The sequence below is a fragment of the uncultured Algibacter sp. genome, assembly GCF_947495675.1.
GTDB lineage: Bacteria > Bacteroidota > Bacteroidia > Flavobacteriales > Flavobacteriaceae > Algibacter_B.
In genome coordinates, this window is record NZ_CANLZX010000017.1 from 18,312 (window position 1) to 40,487 (window position 22,176).

The following is a 22,176-nucleotide window of genomic DNA, read 5'->3' on the forward strand; positions in this document are numbered from 1 at the left end:
ACCTATTTCTGAAATCTAGAAACGCATTACTATTTCTTTAACTTTTGAATACATTCCCATGACATTCTCACAATAATTTATGTAATTTTGCACTTCATGCAAAAAAACATCAACATACAAAACAAGAAAGCACGCTTTCAATATGAAATTTTAGATAAGTATACTGCTGGCATAGTACTAACAGGAACTGAAATAAAATCGATTAGAAGCAGTAAAGCTTCCATTGCAGAAAGTTTTTGTGAGTTTAGTGAAAACGGAGAACTTTTTGTTGTTAACATGACTATACAAGAGTATGCATTTGGTAACTACTATAACCACAAACCTAAAGCTACAAGAAAGTTACTATTAAATAAAAAGGAACTTAAAAAACTAAATAAAGAAGTTCAGAATTCTGGACTAACCATTATTCCGTTACGATTGTATATTAACGATAAAGGTTATGCAAAACTTGACATAGCTTTAGCTAAAGGTAAAAAATTGTTTGATAAGCGAGAATCTATAAAAGACAGGGATAACAAGCGTGACCTTGATAGAATTAAAAAAGCTTATAAATAACATTTATAAATTTCTTAACGTTTTTAATTCTAATAATTTCTAATTTACACTTTTAAAAATTTGGTTATGAAAAACTTAATATTGTTTGTTTTTATTTGTGTTTTGTCTTTAAACACTCAAGCTCAAAAAAAGGAAAAAAAGAATGATGAAGAAAAAGTTGAGTTTACAATTGATAGTACTTCTGTTTTAACTTTAGATAGCACAATTAAAGCATTATATAATGTTATATCTGGCGAAAAAAAAGAGAAAAGAAATTGGAAACAATTTAAGTTTCTTTTTAAACCCGATGCAAAATTAATACCTTCTGGAAAAGATAAAGCTGGAAATTATAGGGTCCGTTTTATGTCTCCAGATGATTATATTAAAAGCTCTGGTAAATGGCTAGTTGAAAACGGTTTTTTTGAAAAAGAAACACATCGTAAAGTAGATACTTTTGGAAACATAAGCCACGTATTTAGCACTTATGAAGCTTTTAATAGTGCAACTGATGAAACACCTTTTATGAAAGGTATTAATAGTATTCAATTACTAAATGATGGTAGCCGTTGGTGGATAATTAATATTTACTGGGCGCAAGAAACCGAAGAAAACCCTATTCCAGAAAAATATAACAAATAATATGATTAATCAAGATAACTCAAATTCAGAAGAAGCTTTCTGGACTAAACGTTATTTAGAACACCAAACCGGCTGGGATATAGGTAAACCTTCAACTCCATTAAAGGCTTATATTGACCAAATTGAGAATAAAAATTTAAAAATATTAATTCCCGGCGCAGGAAATTCTTATGAAGCCGAATACCTTTTTAATAAAGGTTTTAATAATGTTTATGTTTTAGATATCTCTAAAGAGCCACTTGATAATTTTAAAAAAAGGGTACCTCATTTCCCTTTTAACCAAGTTATACATGATGATTTTTTTAGTCATAATGAGCAATACGATTTAATTTTTGAACAAACATTTTTCTGCTCTTTCACTCCTACTAAATCTAACCGACAAAGCTACACCTCTAAAGTATTTGATTTACTAAATGAAAACGGAAAACTAGTAGGTTTATGGTTTAAATTTCCTTTAACAGATAACATGGAAAAACGTCCTTTTGGAGGTTCAAAAGAAGAATATCTTAATTATTTAAACCCTTATTTTGAAGTAAAATCATTTAACGAATGTTATAATTCTATTGAATCTAGAACGGATAATGAGCTATTTGGAATTTTCGTTAAAAAAAGTGTTGCTTTAGTTTAAGCTTATAGACAGGTTAATTTTTATCTTCTAATAATGGTACAAACCTAAATTCGCCAAATTCCTCTTGCTCAAATTCTTTAGGTCCTTTTCTGGTAAACATTGTCATTATTTGCACATCATCACCAACAGGAATCACTAATTTACCACCTATTTTTAATTGACTTAGTAATGGTTTAGGTACAAAAGGTGCACCTGCAGTTACAATAATACCATCAAAAGGTGCTTCATCCTCAAGCCCAATATAACCATCACCAAAAATTAATTTCTTAGCGCGATATCCTAGTTTTGGTAAAAACTTACTTGTTTTTTTAAACAATTCGTTTTGGCGTTCTATACTATAAACTTTAGCTCCCATTTCACATAAAACAGCTGTCTGATAGCCACTTCCTGTTCCTATTTCTAATATTTTATCGCCAGGTTTAGTTTGTAATAATTCAGTCTGAAATGCAACTGTATAAGGTTGAGATATGGTTTGGTCTGCAGCAATAGGAAATGCTTTATCTTGATAAGCATGGTCTAGAAAACTAGAATCCATAAATAAATGTCTTGGTATTTTACCAATAGCTTTTAAAACATTTTGATCTGTTATGCCTTTGTTTTTTAATATATTAACTAGTTGTTGTCTTAATCCCTTATGTTTAAAAGTATCTTTCAATTATGCTTGCATTTAGTTTGCTAAATTTAGTTAAAGATTTTCAAGCTTAAAACTATTTATTCAGATTTTATTTTTCTTAATTTTTAACCTAAAATTTTATACTAAATACGTAACATCATCTTTTAATTATCTTATTTTTGTTGAAAACGTAAATATTATGCTTAAAGCTGGTGTACTTGGTGCTGGTCACTTAGGAAAAATTCATTTAAGACTTCTTAAACAATCTGAAAAATACAACCTTGTTGGGTTCTATGATGCCGATGAAGAAAATGGTAAAAAAGTAGAAGCGGAATTTGGTTATAAATTTTTCAACTCTATTGATGCGTTAATAGATGCTGTTGATATGGTTGATATTGTTACCCCTACACTATCGCATTACGATTGTGCAAAACAAGCTATCGCAAAAGGAAAACATGTTTTTATTGAAAAACCAATTACTAATACGGTTGAAGAGGCTGAACATATTAGAGAACTTTTAGCGAAACATAATTTACGCGGACAAGTAGGACACGTAGAGCGTTTTAACCCCGCATATCTTGCTGTTAAAGATGAGATTAATTCGCCTATGTTTATTGAAACACATCGTTTGGCAGAATTTAATCCTAGAGGGACTGATGTTCCTGTGGTTTTAGATTTAATGATACATGATATAGATATTATTTTAAGTGTTGTAAAATCTAAAGTAAAAAGTGTTTCTGCTAGTGGAGTTGCTGTAATTAGTGACACACCAGACATTGCAAATGCTAGGTTAGAATTTGAAAATGGTTGCGTTGCCAACTTAACAGCTAGTAGAATTTCTTTGAAAAAAATGCGTAAAGCTCGTTTCTTTCAAAAAGATGCTTATATCTCTGTTGATTTTTTAACTAAAAAATGTGAAGTTGTTAAAATGAAAGATGCTCCAGAAAATCCTGGTGATTTTGATATGATTTTACAAAATGCCGAAGGCGTTAAAAAACAGATTTATTTTGATAACCCATCTGTACCTGATAATAATTCTATCCTTGATGAATTAGAAACCTTTGCTGATGCTATAAATAACAACACAACTCCAGTTGTAACATTACATGATGGAACTGAAGCACTACGTGTTGCAACACAAATAATAAATTCTTTTTAAATGAAAAATGTTGCTGTTATTGGAGCTGGAACTATGGGAAATGGTATTGCCCATACTTTTGCACAAAGTGGATTTAATGTTCATTTAATTGATGTTAATAACGATGCGCTAAATAAAGGTTTTAAAACCATTGCTACCAATTTAGATCGTATGGTAGCAAAAGAAAAAATTACAGAGCAACAAAAAACAGACACATTAAATAACATAACTCTATTTACAAATTTACAAGATGGAGTTAATAATACAGAATTAGTTGTTGAAGCTGCTACTGAGAATTTAGAATTAAAACTAAAAATTTTTAAGTCTTTAGATGAGGCTTGTAAAGCATCTACCATTTTAGCTACCAATACATCTTCAATATCGATAACACAAATTGCAGCAGTAACATCAAGACCAGAACAGGTTATTGGTATGCATTTTATGAATCCTGTTCCAATTATGAAATTGGTAGAAATCATTAGAGGCTATAATACTAGTGATCATGTTACTAATACCATCATGGAACTTTCTAAAACATTAGGCAAAAATCCAGTTGAAGTCAATGATTATCCTGGCTTTGTAGCAAACCGTATTTTAATGCCAATGATTAATGAATCTATTGAAACCTTATACAATGCCGTTGCAGGAGTTAATGAGATTGATACGGTTATGAAGTTAGGTATGGCTCACCCAATGGGACCATTACAATTAGCAGATTTTATAGGTTTAGATGTTTGCTTATCTATTTTAAATGTTATGTATGATGGATTTAAAAACCCTAAATACGCACCTTGCCCGCTTTTAGTAAATATGGTAAGAGCAGGAAAACTAGGAGTAAAATCTGGAGAAGGTTTTTATGATTATTCTGAAAGTAGAAAAGCAGAGAAAATTGCAAAACAATTTTTAAAGTAAACAAGTCTAGTCTCAACTTATAGTTATACTTATGGGACTGAATACTTAGACTTTAAAGTAAATTTAATGGCAAAAATTATTCCTTTTAAAGCAGTAAGACCAACTAGAGCCATTGTTGGTTTAGTAGCTTCACGCCCTTACCAAAGTTATACAGTAAACGAGCGCGAATCTAGAATGGATTATAATCCTTATAGTTTTCTACATATTGTGAATCCAGGTTATAAATTCGACCAAGTTATTACCGGTAAAGAACGCTATAAATTAGTAAGAAATAGATATCTAGAATTTAAAGAAGATGGTGTTTTTATACAAGATGAAAAACCATCATTTTATGTTTATAAAATAGTTAATAGACACGGGCAAGAATTTAATGGAATAATAGCCGCAACAAGTGCTGAAGATTACCATGAAGATATTATTAAAAAGCATGAAAACACTATTGCAAAACGCGAAGAAACTTTTAAAAGTTATTTGCAAACAGTTGGATTTAATGCAGAACCTGTGCTCCTTACCTACCCTGATAATCAAATAATTGCATCTATAATTCAAGAAACTCAAAAAAATCATGCCGAATTTGAGTTTACAATGACTTACAGAGACACGCATTATTTATGGAAAATTGATTGTGATAAAACAATTGCAAGCATTCAAGAGGAGTTTAATAAAATGAACAGCATTTACATTGCTGATGGGCATCATAGATCTGCTTCATCTGCCCTTTTATATAAAGAAGAAAAAGCAAAAAACCCAAACCATAATGGTGGTGAGTCCTACAATTTTTTCATGTCTTATCTCATACCAGAATCCGATTTGGTAATTCATGAATTTAATCGTCTAGTTAAAGACCTTAATGGCTTAACTAAAGAAGAATTCTTAATTCAATTAGATAATTTATATCGCATTAAAAACAAAGGGATTTTCCCGTACCACCCATCAAAAAAACATCATTTTAGTATGTATTTAGATGGTGAGTTTTATGCACTTTATTTAAGAAAAAACAGATACAAGTTTAATACTGCCTTAGATAATCTTGATGCACAATTACTTTACAATACCATACTAAAACCTATATTAGGAATTAATGACTTACGAAATAACAATCGTATTGAATATGTTAATGGTAGAGATGAAATGATAACTATAAAGAGTAGTGTTGATAATGGTGTTTTTAAAGTAGGTTTTGGTATGTGTCCTGCAAATATTAATGAAATAAAACGCATTGCAGATGAAGGTTTAAAAATGCCTCCTAAAAGTACCTATATTCTACCTAAACTAAGAAGTGGAATAACAATTTATGAATATTAAGCTTTGTAAAGAAGTAAAAAAATTACAGACAAATAAATGAGTATACAAGAAAATCTCAAAAAGATAAAATCTTCTATTCCAGAACATGTAAAATTAGTTGCTGTTTCTAAAACCAAACCTATAAGTGATTTAATGGAAGCCTATAATGCAGGACAACGCATTTTTGGTGAAAATAAAATTCAAGAAATGGTTGAAAAACATGAAAACATGCCTAAAGATATACAATGGCATATGATTGGGCACGTACAAAGAAATAAAGTAAAGTATATGGCTTCGTTTGTTTCATTAATTCATGGGGTAGATAATTATAAACTTCTATCAGAAATAAATAAACAAGCAAAAAAACATAATAGAGTTATTGATTGCTTACTTCAAATAAGAATAGCTACCGAAGATTCAAAATTTGGAATGTCCTTTGAAGATGCATCAGAAATTATTCAATCAGAAAAATTCTCAGAATTAAAAAATATTAAAGTTACTGGTGTTATGGGCATGGCCACTTTTACTGATAATGAAGATCAAATAAAAAATGAATTTAATCGTTTAAAATTTGCATTTGATGCGCTAAAAGGGCTTCAATCTGACTATTGTAAACTAGAAACCATTAGTATGGGAATGAGTGGAGATTACCAATTAGCAATTGAGTGTGGAAGTACTATGATTCGAGTAGGAAGTAGTATATTTGGTACACGTAATTATTCAAATTAATAAAATTTTTAATTTAAAACAATAACACACTATTTACGCAATATTAGACATAGAAACTACTGGTGGAAAGTACAATGAAGAAGGTATAACAGAAATTGCTATTTACAAGTTTGATGGCCATGAAATAGTAGATCAATTTATAAGCCTTGTTAATCCAGAGCGAGACATACAACCCTTTGTAGTTAACCTTACAGGTATTAACAGTAACATGCTACGTAATGCACCAAAATTTTATGAAATAGCTAAACGTATTGTTGAAATTACCGAAGATTGCATTCTTGTTGCACATAATGCTCAATTTGACTACCGAATTTTGGGTACAGAATTTAGAAGATTAGGTTTTGATTATGAAAGGAAATCTTTATGTACCGTCGAGCTATCTAAAGATTTAATTCCTGGGCAAGCATCCTATAGTTTAGGTAAGCTAGTGCGCTCGCTGGGTATTCCAGTAACCGATAGACATCGGGCTTCTGGAGATGCTTTAGCTACTGTTAAGTTGTTTAAACTTTTATTAACTAAAGATACTAGCAAAAGTATAATACAAAAATCCATACGTCTTAACCCTAAACGCCAACTCGAACCAAGGCATTTAGATATAATTGCAGAGTTACCATCAATTACCGGGGTTTATTATATACATAAATCAAATGGCGATATTATTTATATTGGTAAGAGCAACAATATTAAAAAACGTATAAATCAGCATTTTACAGGTACTAATGCTAAATCAAAAAAAATACAAGCTAAAGTAGCATCTGTTACTTACGAAGCTACTGGTAGCGAACTAGTTGCGCTTTTAAAAGAAAGTGAAGAAATAAAAAGAATAAAACCCATATACAATAGAGCCTTACGTCGTTCAATATTTACACATGCTTTATATGCTTTTAAAGATGAGCATGGCTATTTAAATTTAAAAATTGATATTGCCGATGGTCGTAAAAAAAACATAACAACTTTTAGTAATCGCCAAAGCGGAAAAAGTTTTATTACAAAAGCTGTTGAAGATTTTAATTTATGTCAAAAACTAACAGGCTTATACAAAACTAAAACCAGTTGTTTTAGTTATGAGATTAAATCCTGTGACGGTGCATGTATCCAAAAAGAATCACCAGAATCATACAATAAACGTGTTGAAGCACTAATTGAAAAAAACAGTTATTCAAACAAAAACATGGTAATTGTAGATAGAGGTCGCGAAATAGATGAGCGTAGTGCAATCTTAATTGAAAATGGTGTTTTTAAAGGCATTGGGTTTATTAATTTAAATTACCAAATTACTAATCTTAAGGTTTTAGAATCTATTATAACACCCATGCAAAATAATAGAGATACACAGCATATAATTCAAAACTATATAAGGCGAAACAAACGCTTAAAAATAATATCAATAGATTAAACATGAAAAACATTACATTAATACTTTTATTACTATTTAGCTTAAAAAGCCTATCACAAGAAAATTATAATTCAGAATCTTATCAAGTAACATTAGGAGATATCGAGGCTAAAACCTTTGCAAAAGATTCTACTGCAAATGCATTAGTAATTTACGAAGTAGGAAAAAGCTATGTAGATAAAAATGATTACGATTTAAGAACCGATGTAAAACATAAAATAAAAATTTTAAATAGAGAGGGTTTTAAAAATGCGACTGTAGAGATTTTTTTATATAACAATAAAACAAAGTCTGAAAAAGTTGAAAATATAATTGCTACAACTTATAATAAAATTGGTGAAGATGTAATAAAAACTAAACTTGAAAAGGAAAATATTTACACAGAAAAATACGATGAAAATCACTCCTCAATTATATTTACATTACCAAACCTTAAAGAGGGATCTGTAATTACTTATAGTTATAAAATAATTTGTCCATTTGTTTCAAGTTACAAAGGTTGGGATTTTCAAGATGTTATTCCTAAATTATATAGTGAATACAATGCTAGTATTCCTGGTAACTGGTTATTTCACACAAAACTTGTAGGAGGAAAAAAGCTTACTACAAATACTTCTGTTATAAAAAAAGAATGTTTAATAATGAATAATGGTGCAACTGCAGATTGTAGTGAAAATGTTTATGCCATGAAAGACATTCCTGCTTTTATTGAAGAGGATTATATGACTTCTAAAAAAAATTACTTAGCACGTATAGAATATGATTTAAAAACGTTTAGAGATACTGATGGTACTGTAAAGCATTTCACAAAATCATGGAAAGATGTAGATAGAGAGTTTAGAACCGATAAGGAGATAGGTAAACAACTAAAAAAATCTATAGACATTGAATCTCTTTTAAGTAGTGAAATCATAAATGAATCAGATAAATTAAAACAATCTCAAGCAATATATAGTTATGTGCAAAATAATTATACATGGAACGGAGATTATAAAATATACAGAGATGTATCCATTAAAAATCTATTAAAAAACAAATCTGGAAATGTATCGTCTATAAATATTTTATTACATAACTTACTAGAAGAATCTGGTATAGATGTAAAACCTATATTAATATCAACCAGAAATAATGGATTTCCAACAACTATTTTTCCAGTAATTTTTGATTATAATTATCTAATCGTACAAGCAACTATAAATGATAAAAAATACCTTTTAGACGCTACAGATAGTTTCTTAAATTTTGGAGATATTCCTTTTAAATGTCTTAATCAAATTGGTAGAATACTTGATTTTAAAAATGGAAGTGATTGGATAGAAATAAAACCAAGCACACCCTCAAACATTTTTTACCAAGCAAAATTAAAGTTTGATGAAGATGAAGCCCTTGTAGGATCTATAAAATCTAAAAGAACTGGGTATCACGCTTTTTATAAGAAAAAAGCATATTATGCAAATTCAAATGATTATTTAGATAAACTAGAAAACAACTTTCCTTATTTAAAAATATCAGATTTTAAAATAACATCAAAAGGCAAAACAAGCAAAGATTTTAAAGAAGCCTATAACTTAGAATACCATTTTGATGAAGCTGGAAATAACATTTATTTAAACCCCTTTTTTGTAAAGTTTTTTAATGAAAACCCTTTTAAATTACAAGAACGCACCTACCCTATTGATTTTGGTTATAAAGACAGTTATTTCTACATGTTTGAAATAGAGTTAAAGGATAATTATAAAGTTGTAGAGCTGCCAAAATCACATAATATAGTACTGCCAAATAATACAGGGCAATTATTATTTAGCTCTCAAAAACTAGGAAACAAAGTCATTTTATCCTTTAAAATTGTATTCAAACAGGCCATTTACCAGGCCGAATACTACGAGTATTTAAAAGAATTTATGAATAAGGTTGTAGATATTCAAAACAACACTATTATTTTACTTGAAAAAAGTAACTAATCTTTTCTTACTTTTGATTTTATGAATAAGCAATCAAAAAAAAACTGGAAAACAAAACTTCATGATATTATTTATGAAGCAGACACGCCAGGTGGTAAACTTTTTGATGTTATACTGCTTATAGCCATTATTGCTAGTATCCTATTAGTAATGCTAGAAAGTGTAAAAAGTATTGATAACAGATATCACAATTTTTTAAATATATCAGAGTGGGTAATCACTATTCTGTTTAGTTTAGAGTATATAGCAAGAATTATTACTGTAAAAAAACCTTCAAAATATATATTTAGTTTTTATGGTATTATAGATTTACTATCTACAATACCTAAATACATTTCTTTAGTATTTGGAGGCATTCATGCTTTAGCAGCTTTAAGGGCTTTACGTTTATTACGTGTTTTTAGAATATTAAAACTAGCAAGATATTTAGGCGCTTCCAATAATCTTGTAAATGCTTTAAAAGCTAGTCGTGTAAAAATATCAGTTTTTCTATTTGCAGTCATTATTGTAGCTGTTATTTTAGGTACTGTAATGTATCTTATAGAAGGTGAAGAAAACGGATTTACCAACATCCCTAAAAGTGTGTATTGGTGTATTGTTACACTAACCACAGTTGGTTTTGGTGATATTGCACCACAAACACCATTAGGTCAATTTATAGCCTCGTTAGTTATGGTATTAGGTTATGGTATTATAGCTGTTCCTACTGGTATTGTATCTGCAGAATACGCAAACCAACATAGTAATAAAAATGAAAAACCAAAAGCCCCAGAACTACACTTAAACTCGAAATCATGCCAAAATTGTTTAGCAACAAAACACAAAGACAAAGCTGAGTTCTGCTATAATTGTGGCGAAAAATTGAAAGCTTAAAATTTGGGCGTTACCACAAGGGTCGGGCTTTACGTTGCAATCTTTTTGTTCGTGCCTCACAAAAAGGATTTTCTCTGTAATCCCTAACGCTTGCATTCATAAAAATAGCTAACACCTAAATGTTTGTTTAGTCATTTTTTCAAATTAACTTTACCAAATAAATATTTTAAAATTATCAATTCAAATACTAAATATCTCATTTCAATTGTTGGTCCAACAGCAATAGGCAAAACAGCATTAAGTATTAAATTAGCCCAGCATTTTAATACAGAGATAATTTCTGCAGATTCGCGGCAGTTTTTTAAAGAAATGCAAATAGGAACAGCAGCACCAACTACTGAAGAGTTATTAGGAGCAAAACACCATTTTATCCATCATAAATCTATTAAAGATAACTACAATGTGGGTGCTTTCGAAAAAGATGCTTTACATTGTTTAGAAACATTATTTAAAGTTAATAATATAGTGATTATGGTTGGCGGATCTGGTTTGTATGTAGATGCTGTAACTAAAGGCTTAGACCATTTTCCTGAAATAGACTCTAACATTCGCGAAACTCTTAATAATCAATTAAAAAATGATGGAATAGAGTCGCTTCAAAACCAACTACAAATATTAGATCCTATTTCATATAATACAATAGCTATAGATAATCCTCATCGTATTATACGTGCTTTAGAAATTTGTATAGGAACAGATAAACCTTATTCTTCATTTTTAAATCAAGGTAAAGAAAAACGGCATTTTAAAACTATAACTATTGGTTTAAAAGCCAATAGAGAATTAATATACCAACGTATAAACCAACGGGTAGATATTATGATTAACGAGGGTTTACTTAATGAGGTAAAAGGACTCACTAACTATAAAGATTTAAACGCCCTAAATACTGTAGGATATAAAGAATTATTCAACTACCTAAATGGCGAATGGGAATTAGACTTTGCCATTTCAGAAATAAAAAAGAATACCCGACGCTTTGCCAAAAGACAACTTACGTGGTTTAAGAAAAAAGAGGATACATTATGGTTTGATTATAATGCACCATTAGAAAATATAATAAGCCAACTAAATTTGCATTTAAATAATTAAATATGGCTAAAGAAGATGTTTTAGACAATCCGGTTTGGTTTTCATTAACCGATACACACCACCAACAATGCATAGACTATGGTAATGTGAAATTTTACCATCCAGACTTCACGCCTTTTGGCGCTTTAGTTGAAAACCAAGATACTACTGAAGCTATAGAGAAGCACTCTAAATTAATAAAAAACTTTTTTCTAGTAGGCAATAAACCCAAAATGCCAACAAATTTTAAACCGCCTATTAAATATGTTGGTTTACAAATGATTCTTCGTCATAAAATTAATTATCCCATAACAGAACATATTGTAGAGTTAAACGAAAGTCATTATAAAGAATTAATGAATTTAGTAGATATTGCATATCCGGATTTTTTTAAACCTAAAACCAATACTTTAGGACGTTACTTTGGTATTTTTAAAAACCAAAAACTGGTAGCCATAACTGGCGAGCGCATGCAGATGCAGCATTTTACAGAAATTAGCGGTGTTATTACACATCCAAATCATGTTGGTAATGGTTATGCTAAGCAGCTTATAACACACACATCAAATAAAATATTTGAAAAAAACAAAATCCCTTTTTTACATGTTGATGAAACCAATTTGGGTCCAATAAATTTATATAAAAAACTTGGTTTTGAAACGAGAAGAAAATTAGAATTCTGGAAAATAAGTCGAGAATAATTAAGGGCAATAAAAGTAGTTTTACTCCATAGTCACATGGCTATATTTAGCATTGATTACTATATTTTTTCCAGTTGCTAAATTACCAGAAGAAAAATTAGAAACATGTTGGTTTTCTGTTAGTTTAGGGTGTTTTAAAAGTGAACGTGTCCCCTTATATTGTAAATTACAATCTACTTTAGGTAACTCAATAAAAGCATCATTATTTTGAAGAATCATATTAAGACTAATAAAATTATCGTCGATATTAAAAATTTTTACCTCCCCAATATTACCATCAATAATAGCGCTTCCAAACAAGTTCTCTACATCAATATTAGACGATATAGAATTTAAAATTAAATGCTTAACGTTTTCTAGCTCAACATTTTTAACATGATTTAAATTCAATTCTCCTAAATTCCAATTAGTTACATAAATTGGCGAATAAGAAGCATTAATGGAAGTTAAACTCCCATTAATGCTTTCCGCAGTAAATTTTGTGTATTGTAAATCTGCCTCTAAATTATCAACATTAGTAGCAAATTGTATTTCACCATGCTTTACATTAACCCTTAACTTAGCCCCTTTTGGCATTTTTATTTTTATTGTTTTTTTAATATTAGGGTTTGCTGTTTTGTGAAATAATCTCTCAATTTCTTTTTCTCTATCCTTAATTAATATAGAACGTTCTTTTAAATGCTCTTTAGTATGTTGTTTATGTTCTAATTCTCGTGCTTTATGCTCTGCTAAACGCTCCTTTTGTTCTGCAAAACGCTCTGCCTGTGCTTCCAATCGCTCTGCATGGGCTTCAACACGACTTGATTGAGTTTCCATACGTTTTGCAAATCGCTCTCCCCATGCTTCCATTTTTTTCGCATATTTCTCACCCCATTTTTCACCAAATTTTTCGCCCCAAGCTTCCATCTTTTTAGCATAATCCTTTCCATATTTATCACCCCACTCTTTACCAAACTTTTCGCCCCATGCTTCCATTTTTTTTGCATAGTCTTTTCCGTATTTAGATTCGAAATTTTTAGACCATTCTTCTAAATACTTTTCGCCATTTTTTTGATACGCATCATAATCAAACTTAATAGCATTAACACCTTCTGGCAATTCTGGTAATTCTGGCATCTCTGGCATCTCTGGCATTTCTGGCATCTCAGGTATTTCTGGTACTTCAAAATCGAAATCAAAATGCATTTCTGGCATATCTGCTAGTTCAAATTTTAATTCATTCAACAAAGCACCTACGGAATGGTTATCATGATCACAACCATCACAACTATCAGAATCACTATGTATCCATAACGCAGAAGTGTGACCGCCACTAGTAGAAATTGTAACATTACTGCTCGTAGCATCTATATCAACATCCCAATTTTTTAAAGCTACTTCTAGTTCATCTTTACTAAGCTTATCTCCTTCAATATAAGCTTCAATTTCAATGGTGTTTTTATTCCATGTGTCAAACACAATATTACTATAACTGGTGTTTAAATCAACTACCACATCTTTATCTACTTTTATAGATTGAGATACTTTAGTAAATTTTTGTTGTGCCATAACACCTCCTGTTATAAGAAAGCATAAGGCTAATAATTTGATTTTTTTTAAATTACTGTTCATTTTTTGATTTTTTTAGATTGATTGATAAACTTCATCAACATGCGCATCAGAAGTATTAAATTCTTGCAATTGTGATCTTAATCGATATAATAAATTTAAACGTAACTTTAAATTATCAATTAAGGCATTTACTGTTAATTCACTAGGTCCAGATTCTGTTAATTCTAAAGATAGTTTTTGGTATTCTTTATCAAGCGCATTCAATTGTATTAGATATCCATCAAACAACTCTTTAGTTTCTGGTGTGTATTTTACTTTAGACAACTCCAAATTTATACTTGCTAAATAATAATCTTCTACTTTTTTCAAACCAGGAGAAATATCACCTAAAGTTTTTGTGTCTGCTGTTTTATTAGCAACAATTTCTGGAGTATCTCCTATTGCTGGCTGAAAACACTTAAATACACCAAAACTTAAACCTAAAAGTACTACAACGCTGGCTGCAATTTGCATCCAACTAAACTTGTATGTTTTAGTTTCTGGCAAAGCCGTATTTAACTTATCAAGAAAACGTGTTTCATGATTTTTTGGCATGCGCTCACCTAATATTTTATCGTTTTTAAATAACTCTCTAAGATCTTGTGCCATCTTTTTTAATTGTTAACAGATTTTGTAATTTTACTTTTCCTCTTGATAGTTGTGTTCTTGAAGCTACCTCAGAAATTTCTAAAATTTCGGAAATCTCTTGATGGTCATACCCTTCAATTAAATACAACATCACAACATATTGATACTTATCTGGCAACTTATTAATAGCCACTTTTACATCGTTTAATGTAACGGTATCCTCTACTAACCAATTGTCGTCTTTAGGCGTATCAACCACTTTAAGGTGCACCTCATTTAATTCCACTAAATGTTGTTTTTTAGCTTTTAGAAGGTCAATACTTTTATTAACAACAATACGTTTTAACCAAGCCCCAAAAGTAACTTCTGCTTTGTATTGATGAAGTTTTGTAAAAGCCTTAATGAAAGCTTCTTGTACCACATCTTCAGCATCAGCAGTATCTTTTAAAAACCTTTTAGCAACAATATACATACCATCGCAGTACTGGTTGTATAACTGCAATTGTGCTTTCCGGTTGTTTTGTTTACATTTTTCAATAATGTCAACTTGAAACATGCTTGATTAACTTTTGGTTTTAACCCTCAAAATGAAATAAATGCTCTTAACATAAAGTGGGCTTCGTTAGTTTATTTAAAAGACGATTAAAAAACTGGAGTGTTGCAGAAAAAATAAAAAAAATTATTTTCATCAATAACAAATCTAAATAAATTAACGTTTGCTCTTTATAAGTTATTCCATTTAAATTATCTTTATACCCTAATATATCTTTGAATGAACACCTTTTTAAAACGTCTTTTAATCTTATTATCTGTAGTAGCATTAGGACTATTTTTATATTCTACTTTTGTTGAAAATATTTTTGCAAAACGATTAAGTCCAAAAGATACTGTAGAATTCAAATTAAATGATTTAAAGCTAGAGGTTTTTTATAATCGACCATATAGAAAAGAACGTGAAATTTTTGGTGCACTTGTGCCTTATAATCAAGTTTGGCGAACAGGTGCAAACGAAGCTACCACTTTTGAAACCAATAAACCATTACAAGTTAATGGCATGCCACTTGAACCAGGGAAATATACTTTATGGACAGTTCCTAAAGATTCAACATGGACCGTTATTTTTAACTCTAAACAGTATTCATGGGGTGTAAATGCAGAGATGCAACCTATGTGGGATCCAAATTACGATGCTTTAAATATTGAAGTACCTGTACAAAGATTACCTAATCATGTAGAGCAATTTACCATAGCTTTTGATAACTCTACAGACAACCTTTATTTAACAATGGCTTGGGACGATGTTAAAATTGCAGTACCCCTTAAATAAGTTTTCATTATCCGTTTTAATAAACAGTAATCTGAGAAATAAATTTGTAAATTAGACCAACATTTTCTCAACTGGTGTCAAAACAAAAAAAATCGGCTTTAAAAGAAAACAAAGGTATTTCTGTTTCGGAAATTACTAATAAATCTTCTATTGAATCTATTAAGAAAAAACGCAAAACAAAAATTGACACAGATGCTTTATTAGCTTCAATTTTAAAAAAAGATGTTACAGCCCTAAGTAGAGCAATTACTCTTGTTGAGAGTAAAAACCCCAAACATAAAAAGCAAGCTAATACTTTATTAAAAGCATGTTTACCTTATGCCAATAACTCTATTAGAATTGGTGTAACTGGTGTTCCTGGTGTTGGCAAAAGTACTTTTATTGAAGCTTTCGGGAAACATCTTACAAGTATTGGAAAACGTATAGCAGTATTAGCGATAGACCCAAGTAGCACTATAACAAAGGGTAGTATTTTAGGTGATAAAACCCGAATGGAAGATTTGGTTAAAGACAAAAATGCTTTTATTCGACCTTCTGCATCAGGTGAATCTTTAGGTGGTGTAGCCAGAAAAACAAGAGAATCCATTATTTTATGTGAAGCTGCTGGCTTTGATGTTATAATAATTGAAACCGTAGGAGTTGGACAAAGTGAAACGACTGTTCACAGTATGGTTGATTTCTTTTTACTTTTAAAACTAGCAGGAGCTGGTGATGAACTACAAGGAATAAAACGTGGTATTATTGAAATGGCAGACAGTATTGCTATTAATAAAGCCGATGGTGATAACTTAAAAAAAGCAAAATTAGCAAAAGTAGAATTTAATAGAGCTCTTCACTTATATCCTGAAAAATCATCAAATTGGCTACCAAAAGTCATTTTATGTAGTGCTTTACAAAATGAAGGTATAGATTCCATTTGGAACATTATTTTAGAATACATTGAAATTACTACAAAAAATAATTTCTTTAGTAAAAAAAGAAATGAACAAAATAAATTTTGGCTAATCCAAACTATAGAAGAGCAATTAAAATCTGATTTTTTTAACAAGCCAAAAATTAAAAAAGCTTTAGCAAATCAAATTCAACTTTTAGAAAGTAATAAAACTACTCCTTTTGCTGCAGCAGATTATTTATTAAATCTTAATAATTAAGAAAGCTCAAACCGATTTAATAAATATTTAGCTAATTTATAAAACATATATCCTGACATAACTCCAAAAGTTAAACCACATACTATATCTAAAGGATAATGTACACCTAAATATATTCTGCTATAAGCAACAATTAAGCTTACTAAAATTAAAACATAAATTAACCGTTTATAATAAGGCTTTAATAAGAGACCTCCAAAAATAGCCACCGCCATAGAGTTTGATGAATGCCCAGAAAAGAACCCATATTTACCACAACGTACAGCAATAAATCTAATATTATCTGCAATTTCGGCAGCACCACATGGCCTAGGACGCATAAATGTACGCTTAAAAACATTAGTAATTTGATCTGTAAATGTAATCATCAAAGCCATGACTACTATTAAAAGTAACATTCCTTTTAGGCCATAATTTTTATAAAATAAAAAAAGTAATAGGACACCTAAAATAGTGCCAAATATAAACTTATTAGTTATGTTTAGCCATAAACCATCCCAAGTTGAAGAACCTAAATTATTTAAAAAAACAAATAATTTGGTATCGTATTCTAAAAGTTGTTCAATCATTTATTTTGAATGTTTCAATAAATTCTATTCGTCATACTTAGCTACTTCACTATCATAAAAATCAGTTGCTTCTCTTATAGCATTTTCAGTTTCTGTTTCCAATTCTTTTTGGTCTTCAGCATCAAAGTCTTCAAACCATTCAACCTCATCATTTTCAAGGTTAATTATAAATCTAGGAAATTCAGTATGAATAACATATATAGCATTAGGGAATTCTGTATTATCGCCAAGTATAAATTTAGGTAAAGTCATTTTTTAAGTTTATTTGTTAGACAAAATTAGTTTTTTTGTCAAATAGTTAAATCGAATATACAATAAAATTGATGCTGTAGTTAAACCCGCCAATAATCCTAACCAAATACCAAAACTGCCATAAGCATCTTCTTTACCTAAGAACCAACTAATTGGAAAGCCAACTAACCAGTAAGATATAAAGGTAATAATAGTTGGTATTTTAACATCTTGCAATCCGCGTAAAGCACCTAAAACTACAACCTGAATACTATCACTTATTTGAAAAATAGCTGCTGCTATTAATAATTTTGAGGCGATACTAACTACTTCCATGTTATCGACTAAGTTTTCTGCATCATCATAATCAACATATATTCTTGGTAAATAGTCATGAAATATAAAGAATAAAATAGCAAAACCAATAGCTAGTATGATGCCCATTAAAAATAAAGAAAAGGCTATTCTTCGTAATTCAAAATAGGCTTTCAATCCTTTTTGGTTTCCAACACGAATCATAGCAGCTACACTTAAACCCATGGCCACCATAAAAGTCATTGAGCCTAAATTTAAAGCTATTTGATTAGCCGCTTGTGGGTTTTTACCAAGTAAACCACTTAACCATATAGCAGCTGTAAAAATAGCTACTTCAAAAAACATTTGCATAGCACTTGGAGCTCCTAAATTCATTATTTTTTTAATCATTAACTTATCCAATACAAAGAATTTAATATTGGTTACAAAGGCTATTGATTTTTTATTTCCTTTTAATAAAAACCACAAATACAAAACCATAACTATTCTTGACACTAAAGTTCCGTAAGCAGCACCAACAATACCTAATTCTGGAAAACCAAATTTTCCAAATATTAATATGTAATTTAAAACGATATTTATAATGTTTGCTAAAAGGGTTGCATACATAGGAAATTTAGTCATAGATAAGCCATCACTAAATTGTTTAAAACCTTGAAAAATTATTAGAGGAATTAAAGAAAATGCCACCAAATCTAAATATGGTATTGCTAACTCAACAACCTCTACAGGTTGCTTCATTAAATACATTAAAGGCTTTGCAAAGAAAACTAATAAAAAAAGCAAAACTCCTAAAACGGTACACAAAAACAATCCGTTTTTAAATGTAGATTTACCTTTAACAAAATCTTTTGAAGCATCAGCCTCAGCTATTAATGGTGTAATAGCTGTTGAAAAACCAATCCCTAAAGACATGGCTACAAACATAAAACTGTTTCCTAAAGATACAGCAGCTAATTCTGCAGTACCTAATTGACCAACCATAATATTATCTACAAAACTAACAAAAGTATGCCCTAACATACCTAACATAACTGGTGCAGCAAGTTGCCAATTATATTTAAATTCTTTTGTGTATTGTGATAATTGCATTTTGCAAAAATAACCTTTACGTTATACTTATTATAAATTTGATAATTTTCTTTTGACAAAAAAACCAAATTAACAAATGTTAATAATTGTTTAAAACTATGATTATAAATAGAATTGATTTTTTTACATTTGCTGTGCCTTAAATCAATCTCCTTAATGATTGATAGCACTTAGAAATATTTAGTTTTTTATAGGGATAAATTACTAGTAAATAGGTTTCTAAATGAAAAGGAGGAATATTAATTTCCTCCTTTTTTATTTTTTAAAGTTTTGATACTTCTCTTTTAGAATCCTCAAACTCCTTAATAATATCTTCAACTATTTTAGATACAGGTTTAATGTCGTTAATTAAACCAGATACTTGACCTATTTCTAACTCGCCTTCATTTAGATCTCCTTCAAACATGCCTTTTTTAGCCCTTGCTCTACCTAATAATTCTTTAAGTTGTTCTGTAGTTGGTGATTTTTTATATAAATCTTGAATTTGATTATAGAAATCGTTTTTTAATAATCTAACAGGCGCAAATTCTTTTAAAGTTAATTGTGTATCACCTTCTTTTGCTTCAACTACAATGTTTTTAAATGCATCATGGGCCGAACTTTCTTCACTAGCAACAAAACGGCTTCCTATTTGAACACCATCTGCTCCCAAAATCATGGTTGCTAACATGGCCTGACCAGTTGCAATTCCTCCTGCAGCAATTAAAGGTATTTGTACTTTTTCTTTTACCATTGGTATTAAAGCAAGGGTTGTAGTTTCATCTCTACCATTGTGTCCACCAGCTTCAAAACCTTCTGCAACAATAGCATCTACGCCTGCTTGTTGCGCTTTTAAAGCAAATTTCACACTACTCACAACATGAACTACTGTAATTCCACGTTCTTTTAACCAAGTTGTCCAAGTTTTAGGGTTTCCTGCAGAAGTAAAAACAATGTTAACACCTTCTTCTACAATAATGTGCATGATTTCCTCAATATTAGGATATAACATTGGTACATTTACACCAAAAGGTTTATTGGTAGCTTTTTTACATTTTTGAATATGTTCGCGTAAAACTTCTGGATACATTGAACCAGCTCCAATAAGTCCTAATATACCAGAATTACTTGAAGCAGAAGCCAATCGCCAACCACTATTCCAAATCATTCCTGCTTGTATAATTGGATATTTTATTTTGAATAGAGATGTAATTCTATTAGACATTATTGCTTAATGAGTTTTAATGTTTTTGAAATCGTATTATGTTGCAATTTTACAATGTAAATACCTTTTGGTATATCATGAACATATATTGCATTTTGATTATTTTTTAAAATAGTGTAATTATTAATTTCTTTTCCTAGTATATTATAAATTCTTAATGTTGTTGTACCATTATCTGAAGGCAATTTTATATACAACTTATCTTTAACTGGATTAGGATAAATATTAATATCGTCGGAACTTTCCGATTTAACAAGTAAGGTTGAATTTAATGCCAACTCCAGATTTGGTATACCATAACCTAAAAAATAATCTGGAGAATTATATTGAGATGCAGATTCTCTAACTAATTGCATAATTTCGCCATTGGTTTTATTTGGCAAAGCTTGCCATAAACAAATAATACCTCCTGCCAAAATAGGTGAACTAAAAGAGGTACCGTTAGCTGTAGCAATAACATCGTTTTCGGTTATTACATAACTAGCTTGCCCTTGGGCAACTACATCTGGTTTTTGAGTAGGTTGAAAAGAACTACCAATAGAACTAAAAGAAGCGTAATTACCTGAAGCATTAACTGCTCCAATAGATAAAACATTTGGCGAATCGGCTGGTGCACCTACTCCTCCATTTCCAGAGTTTCCTGCAGAAGTAATTAGTAAAAGTCCTTTTTCAAAAGCTATATTGGCACCTTTAGTAATATAAGCTGTATAACCATCAAGATCAAATTTGGAATAATTATAATTAGGATTATCAAAAGTTGTATATCCTAAAGATGTATTTATAACATCTACCCCCAAACTATCAGCACGTTCTGCAGCTTCTACCCAATAGCTTTCTTCTACAGGGTTTTCATTAGGTGCATCTTCAGTTATAAATAAATAATAAGAAGCATCAGGTGCTGTTCCAACAAATTGATTTTCAACATAACCAGCCATATCGCTTAATACTAAAGTGCCATGATTACTTGTTGTACCTGTATAAACATCAACATCTCTATTTACAAAATCGTAACTTCCTAAAATATTACCTGCATTTCTTAACCTCTCAAATGAGGACATTGTATTTACATTAGGGAAGCCTGCATCTAAAACTGCCACAGTCATTCCTGTTCCTGTAAAATCGGCAAGGTGTAATTTATCACCCTTAATCATTTCTATTTGATTGGATGCATTCCCGTAATTAAAGTTCGTAAAAGTACCTTCTAATTTAAAAAGTTTATTCTTTTTATTTTTTGTTTCACTATTTTTTGAATTAAGGCTCTTATCTGCAAAATCAATATAGCTAACAAATGCTAAGCTTGACAACCCTTGAATTGTCGTTTGCAAACCTCTAACATGTAATGCATTAAACCATTTAGACTTTGCTAAAACAGATATCCCTGTAGTATTTTTAATTTGAGCAATATAGGACTCATTGACTGGTACATCTCTTTCATCAATGGGAATACCATGAGTGTTTTTTCTATCTATGGCTTCTTGGGATAGTATAGTTATTGGATTAGCTAATGAAGTTGTTACATTTTGTTTGTCGGCTAAATACACCCAAGCATCTTCAAATTGAGCAAAAAGAGTAAAACTGAAACAATAGAAAATTAAAGGTAATAGTATTATTTTTTTCATAACAAAAA

At 30.1% G+C, this 22,176-nt stretch carries 23 protein-coding genes; 14 read left to right on the plus strand and 9 right to left on the minus strand.

Features of this window, described 5'->3' with window-relative positions; all coding sequences use genetic code 11:
• Window positions 1-96 precede the first annotated feature (96 nt).
• From smpB to Q0842_RS12180, 3 genes are all read left to right on the plus strand, one after another.
• Window positions 97-555, plus strand: coding sequence for an SsrA-binding protein SmpB (gene smpB / locus Q0842_RS12170; protein WP_298498397.1), 459 nt, complete (start codon window positions 97-99; stop codon window positions 553-555).
• 66 nt (window positions 556-621) lie between these two features.
• Window positions 622-1,173, plus strand: a complete 552-nt coding sequence (locus Q0842_RS12175; protein ID WP_298498398.1) for a hypothetical protein — start codon at window positions 622-624, stop codon at window positions 1,171-1,173.
• Between the two features lies 1 nt (window position 1,174).
• Window positions 1,175-1,801: a methyltransferase domain-containing protein gene (locus Q0842_RS12180; RefSeq protein WP_298498399.1), complete on the plus strand. Its 627-nt coding sequence runs from the start codon at window positions 1,175-1,177 to the stop codon at window positions 1,799-1,801.
• Window positions 1,802-1,814: 13 nt separating this feature from the next.
• Here the strand turns inward: Q0842_RS12180 and Q0842_RS12185 are convergent, their stop codons facing one another.
• On the minus strand, window positions 1,815-2,456 hold the full coding sequence (locus Q0842_RS12185) for a protein-L-isoaspartate(D-aspartate) O-methyltransferase (RefSeq protein ID WP_298498400.1): 642 nt from the start codon (window positions 2,454-2,456) through the stop codon (window positions 1,815-1,817).
• 157 nt (window positions 2,457-2,613) lie between these two features.
• Between Q0842_RS12185 and Q0842_RS12190 the strand changes: the two genes are divergently transcribed.
• The 9 genes from Q0842_RS12190 to Q0842_RS12230 all read left to right on the plus strand — a co-directional run bounded on the left by Q0842_RS12190 (window position 2,614) and on the right by Q0842_RS12230 (window position 12,482).
• A complete protein-coding gene (locus Q0842_RS12190; RefSeq protein WP_298498402.1) occupies window positions 2,614-3,573 on the plus strand; it encodes a Gfo/Idh/MocA family oxidoreductase in 960 nt (319 codons plus the stop codon).
• Entirely contained in the window at window positions 3,574-4,464 is an 891-nt protein-coding gene (locus Q0842_RS12195; protein ID WP_298498403.1) for a 3-hydroxybutyryl-CoA dehydrogenase, read from the plus strand.
• Between the two features lie 66 nt (window positions 4,465-4,530).
• On the plus strand, window positions 4,531-5,769 hold the full coding sequence (locus Q0842_RS12200) for a DUF1015 domain-containing protein (protein ID WP_298498404.1): 1,239 nt from the start codon (window positions 4,531-4,533) through the stop codon (window positions 5,767-5,769).
• A gap of 36 nt (window positions 5,770-5,805) precedes the next feature.
• Complete coding sequence (locus Q0842_RS12205; protein ID WP_298498405.1) at window positions 5,806-6,477, plus strand: YggS family pyridoxal phosphate-dependent enzyme; 672 nt, start codon at window positions 5,806-5,808, stop codon at window positions 6,475-6,477.
• Window positions 6,478-6,508: 31 nt separating this feature from the next.
• The gene (locus Q0842_RS12210; RefSeq protein WP_298498548.1) at window positions 6,509-7,873 is read left to right on the plus strand and encodes an exonuclease domain-containing protein; all 1,365 of its coding nucleotides are present in this window, start codon (window positions 6,509-6,511) and stop codon (window positions 7,871-7,873) included.
• A gap of 2 nt (window positions 7,874-7,875) precedes the next feature.
• On the plus strand, window positions 7,876-9,837 hold the full coding sequence (locus tag Q0842_RS12215) for a DUF3857 domain-containing protein (protein ID WP_298498406.1): 1,962 nt from the start codon (window positions 7,876-7,878) through the stop codon (window positions 9,835-9,837).
• A gap of 21 nt (window positions 9,838-9,858) precedes the next feature.
• Window positions 9,859-10,710, plus strand: a complete 852-nt coding sequence (locus Q0842_RS12220; protein ID WP_298498407.1) for an ion transporter — start codon at window positions 9,859-9,861, stop codon at window positions 10,708-10,710.
• A 174-nt stretch (window positions 10,711-10,884) separates the two neighbouring features.
• Window positions 10,885-11,802: a tRNA (adenosine(37)-N6)-dimethylallyltransferase MiaA gene (gene miaA / locus Q0842_RS12225; RefSeq protein WP_298498550.1), complete on the plus strand. Its 918-nt coding sequence runs from the start codon at window positions 10,885-10,887 to the stop codon at window positions 11,800-11,802.
• 2 nt (window positions 11,803-11,804) lie between these two features.
• A complete protein-coding gene (locus tag Q0842_RS12230; RefSeq protein ID WP_298498408.1) occupies window positions 11,805-12,482 on the plus strand; it encodes a GNAT family N-acetyltransferase in 678 nt (225 codons plus the stop codon).
• A gap of 21 nt (window positions 12,483-12,503) precedes the next feature.
• On the opposite strand, the gene Q0842_RS12235 is transcribed toward Q0842_RS12230, so the two are convergent.
• From Q0842_RS12235 to Q0842_RS12245, 3 genes are read right to left on the minus strand one after another with little or no spacing between them, the layout of a single operon-like run.
• Window positions 12,504-14,093: a hypothetical protein gene (locus Q0842_RS12235; protein ID WP_298498410.1), complete on the minus strand. Its 1,590-nt coding sequence runs from the start codon at window positions 14,091-14,093 to the stop codon at window positions 12,504-12,506.
• 12 nt (window positions 14,094-14,105) lie between these two features.
• A complete protein-coding gene (locus tag Q0842_RS12240; protein ID WP_298498412.1) occupies window positions 14,106-14,681 on the minus strand; it encodes a hypothetical protein in 576 nt (191 codons plus the stop codon).
• Window positions 14,665-15,216, minus strand: a complete 552-nt coding sequence (locus Q0842_RS12245; protein WP_298498414.1) for an RNA polymerase sigma factor — start codon at window positions 15,214-15,216, stop codon at window positions 14,665-14,667. The genes Q0842_RS12240 and Q0842_RS12245 overlap by 17 nt, the downstream gene beginning before the upstream one ends.
• A gap of 216 nt (window positions 15,217-15,432) precedes the next feature.
• On the opposite strand from Q0842_RS12245, the gene Q0842_RS12250 reads away from it, so the two are divergent.
• Complete coding sequence (locus tag Q0842_RS12250; protein ID WP_298498415.1) at window positions 15,433-15,987, plus strand: DUF2911 domain-containing protein; 555 nt, start codon at window positions 15,433-15,435, stop codon at window positions 15,985-15,987.
• A gap of 74 nt (window positions 15,988-16,061) precedes the next feature.
• Entirely contained in the window at window positions 16,062-17,138 is a 1,077-nt protein-coding gene (meaB, locus tag Q0842_RS12255; protein WP_298498416.1) for a methylmalonyl Co-A mutase-associated GTPase MeaB, read from the plus strand.
• Here meaB and Q0842_RS12260 read toward each other — a convergent pair.
• From Q0842_RS12260 to Q0842_RS12280, 5 genes are all read right to left on the minus strand, one after another.
• A complete protein-coding gene (locus Q0842_RS12260; protein ID WP_298498418.1) occupies window positions 17,135-17,707 on the minus strand; it encodes a phosphatase PAP2 family protein in 573 nt (190 codons plus the stop codon). The two genes, meaB and Q0842_RS12260, sit on opposite strands and share 4 nt — an antisense overlap.
• Before the next feature lie 24 nt (window positions 17,708-17,731).
• Window positions 17,732-17,959 carry a hypothetical protein gene (locus tag Q0842_RS12265; RefSeq protein WP_298498420.1) on the minus strand — a complete coding sequence of 76 codons (228 nt, stop codon included), beginning with the start codon at window positions 17,957-17,959 and terminating at the stop codon, window positions 17,732-17,734.
• 9 nt (window positions 17,960-17,968) lie between these two features.
• Window positions 17,969-19,345: an MATE family efflux transporter gene (locus tag Q0842_RS12270; RefSeq protein WP_298498422.1), complete on the minus strand. Its 1,377-nt coding sequence runs from the start codon at window positions 19,343-19,345 to the stop codon at window positions 17,969-17,971.
• A gap of 262 nt (window positions 19,346-19,607) precedes the next feature.
• The gene (locus Q0842_RS12275; protein WP_298498424.1) at window positions 19,608-20,549 is read right to left on the minus strand and encodes a DUF561 domain-containing protein; all 942 of its coding nucleotides are present in this window, start codon (window positions 20,547-20,549) and stop codon (window positions 19,608-19,610) included.
• Complete coding sequence (locus Q0842_RS12280; RefSeq protein ID WP_298498426.1) at window positions 20,549-22,168, minus strand: S8 family serine peptidase; 1,620 nt, start codon at window positions 22,166-22,168, stop codon at window positions 20,549-20,551. Before Q0842_RS12280 ends, Q0842_RS12275 begins: the two co-directional genes overlap by 1 nt.
• Window positions 22,169-22,176: the final 8 nt, after the last annotated feature.

Excerpts from the sequence above, each read along its gene's own strand:
- smpB (WP_298498397.1), top strand. The coding sequence starts at position 97 with ATGCAAAAAAACATCAACATACAAAACAAGAAAGCACGCTTTCAATAT.
- Q0842_RS12175 (WP_298498398.1), top strand. The coding sequence starts at position 622 with ATGAAAAACTTAATATTGTTTGTTTTTATTTGTGTTTTGTCTTTAAAC.
- Q0842_RS12180 (WP_298498399.1), top strand. The coding sequence starts at position 1,175 with ATGATTAATCAAGATAACTCAAATTCAGAAGAAGCTTTCTGGACTAAA.
- Q0842_RS12190 (WP_298498402.1), top strand. The coding sequence starts at position 2,614 with ATGCTTAAAGCTGGTGTACTTGGTGCTGGTCACTTAGGAAAAATTCAT.
- Q0842_RS12195 (WP_298498403.1), top strand. The coding sequence starts at position 3,574 with ATGAAAAATGTTGCTGTTATTGGAGCTGGAACTATGGGAAATGGTATT.
- Q0842_RS12200 (WP_298498404.1), top strand. The coding sequence starts at position 4,531 with ATGGCAAAAATTATTCCTTTTAAAGCAGTAAGACCAACTAGAGCCATT.
- Q0842_RS12205 (WP_298498405.1), top strand. The coding sequence starts at position 5,806 with ATGAGTATACAAGAAAATCTCAAAAAGATAAAATCTTCTATTCCAGAA.
- Q0842_RS12215 (WP_298498406.1), top strand. The coding sequence starts at position 7,876 with ATGAAAAACATTACATTAATACTTTTATTACTATTTAGCTTAAAAAGC.
- Q0842_RS12220 (WP_298498407.1), top strand. The coding sequence starts at position 9,859 with ATGAATAAGCAATCAAAAAAAAACTGGAAAACAAAACTTCATGATATT.
- Q0842_RS12230 (WP_298498408.1), top strand. The coding sequence starts at position 11,805 with ATGGCTAAAGAAGATGTTTTAGACAATCCGGTTTGGTTTTCATTAACC.
- Q0842_RS12235 (WP_298498410.1), bottom strand. The coding sequence starts at position 14,093 with ATGAACAGTAATTTAAAAAAAATCAAATTATTAGCCTTATGCTTTCTT.
- Q0842_RS12240 (WP_298498412.1), bottom strand. The coding sequence starts at position 14,681 with ATGGCACAAGATCTTAGAGAGTTATTTAAAAACGATAAAATATTAGGT.
- Q0842_RS12245 (WP_298498414.1), bottom strand. The coding sequence starts at position 15,216 with ATGTTTCAAGTTGACATTATTGAAAAATGTAAACAAAACAACCGGAAA.
- Q0842_RS12250 (WP_298498415.1), top strand. The coding sequence starts at position 15,433 with ATGAACACCTTTTTAAAACGTCTTTTAATCTTATTATCTGTAGTAGCA.
- Q0842_RS12260 (WP_298498418.1), bottom strand. The coding sequence starts at position 17,707 with ATGATTGAACAACTTTTAGAATACGATACCAAATTATTTGTTTTTTTA.
- Q0842_RS12265 (WP_298498420.1), bottom strand. The coding sequence starts at position 17,959 with ATGACTTTACCTAAATTTATACTTGGCGATAATACAGAATTCCCTAAT.
- Q0842_RS12270 (WP_298498422.1), bottom strand. The coding sequence starts at position 19,345 with ATGCAATTATCACAATACACAAAAGAATTTAAATATAATTGGCAACTT.
- Q0842_RS12275 (WP_298498424.1), bottom strand. The coding sequence starts at position 20,549 with ATGTCTAATAGAATTACATCTCTATTCAAAATAAAATATCCAATTATA.
- Q0842_RS12280 (WP_298498426.1), bottom strand. The coding sequence starts at position 22,168 with ATGAAAAAAATAATACTATTACCTTTAATTTTCTATTGTTTCAGTTTT.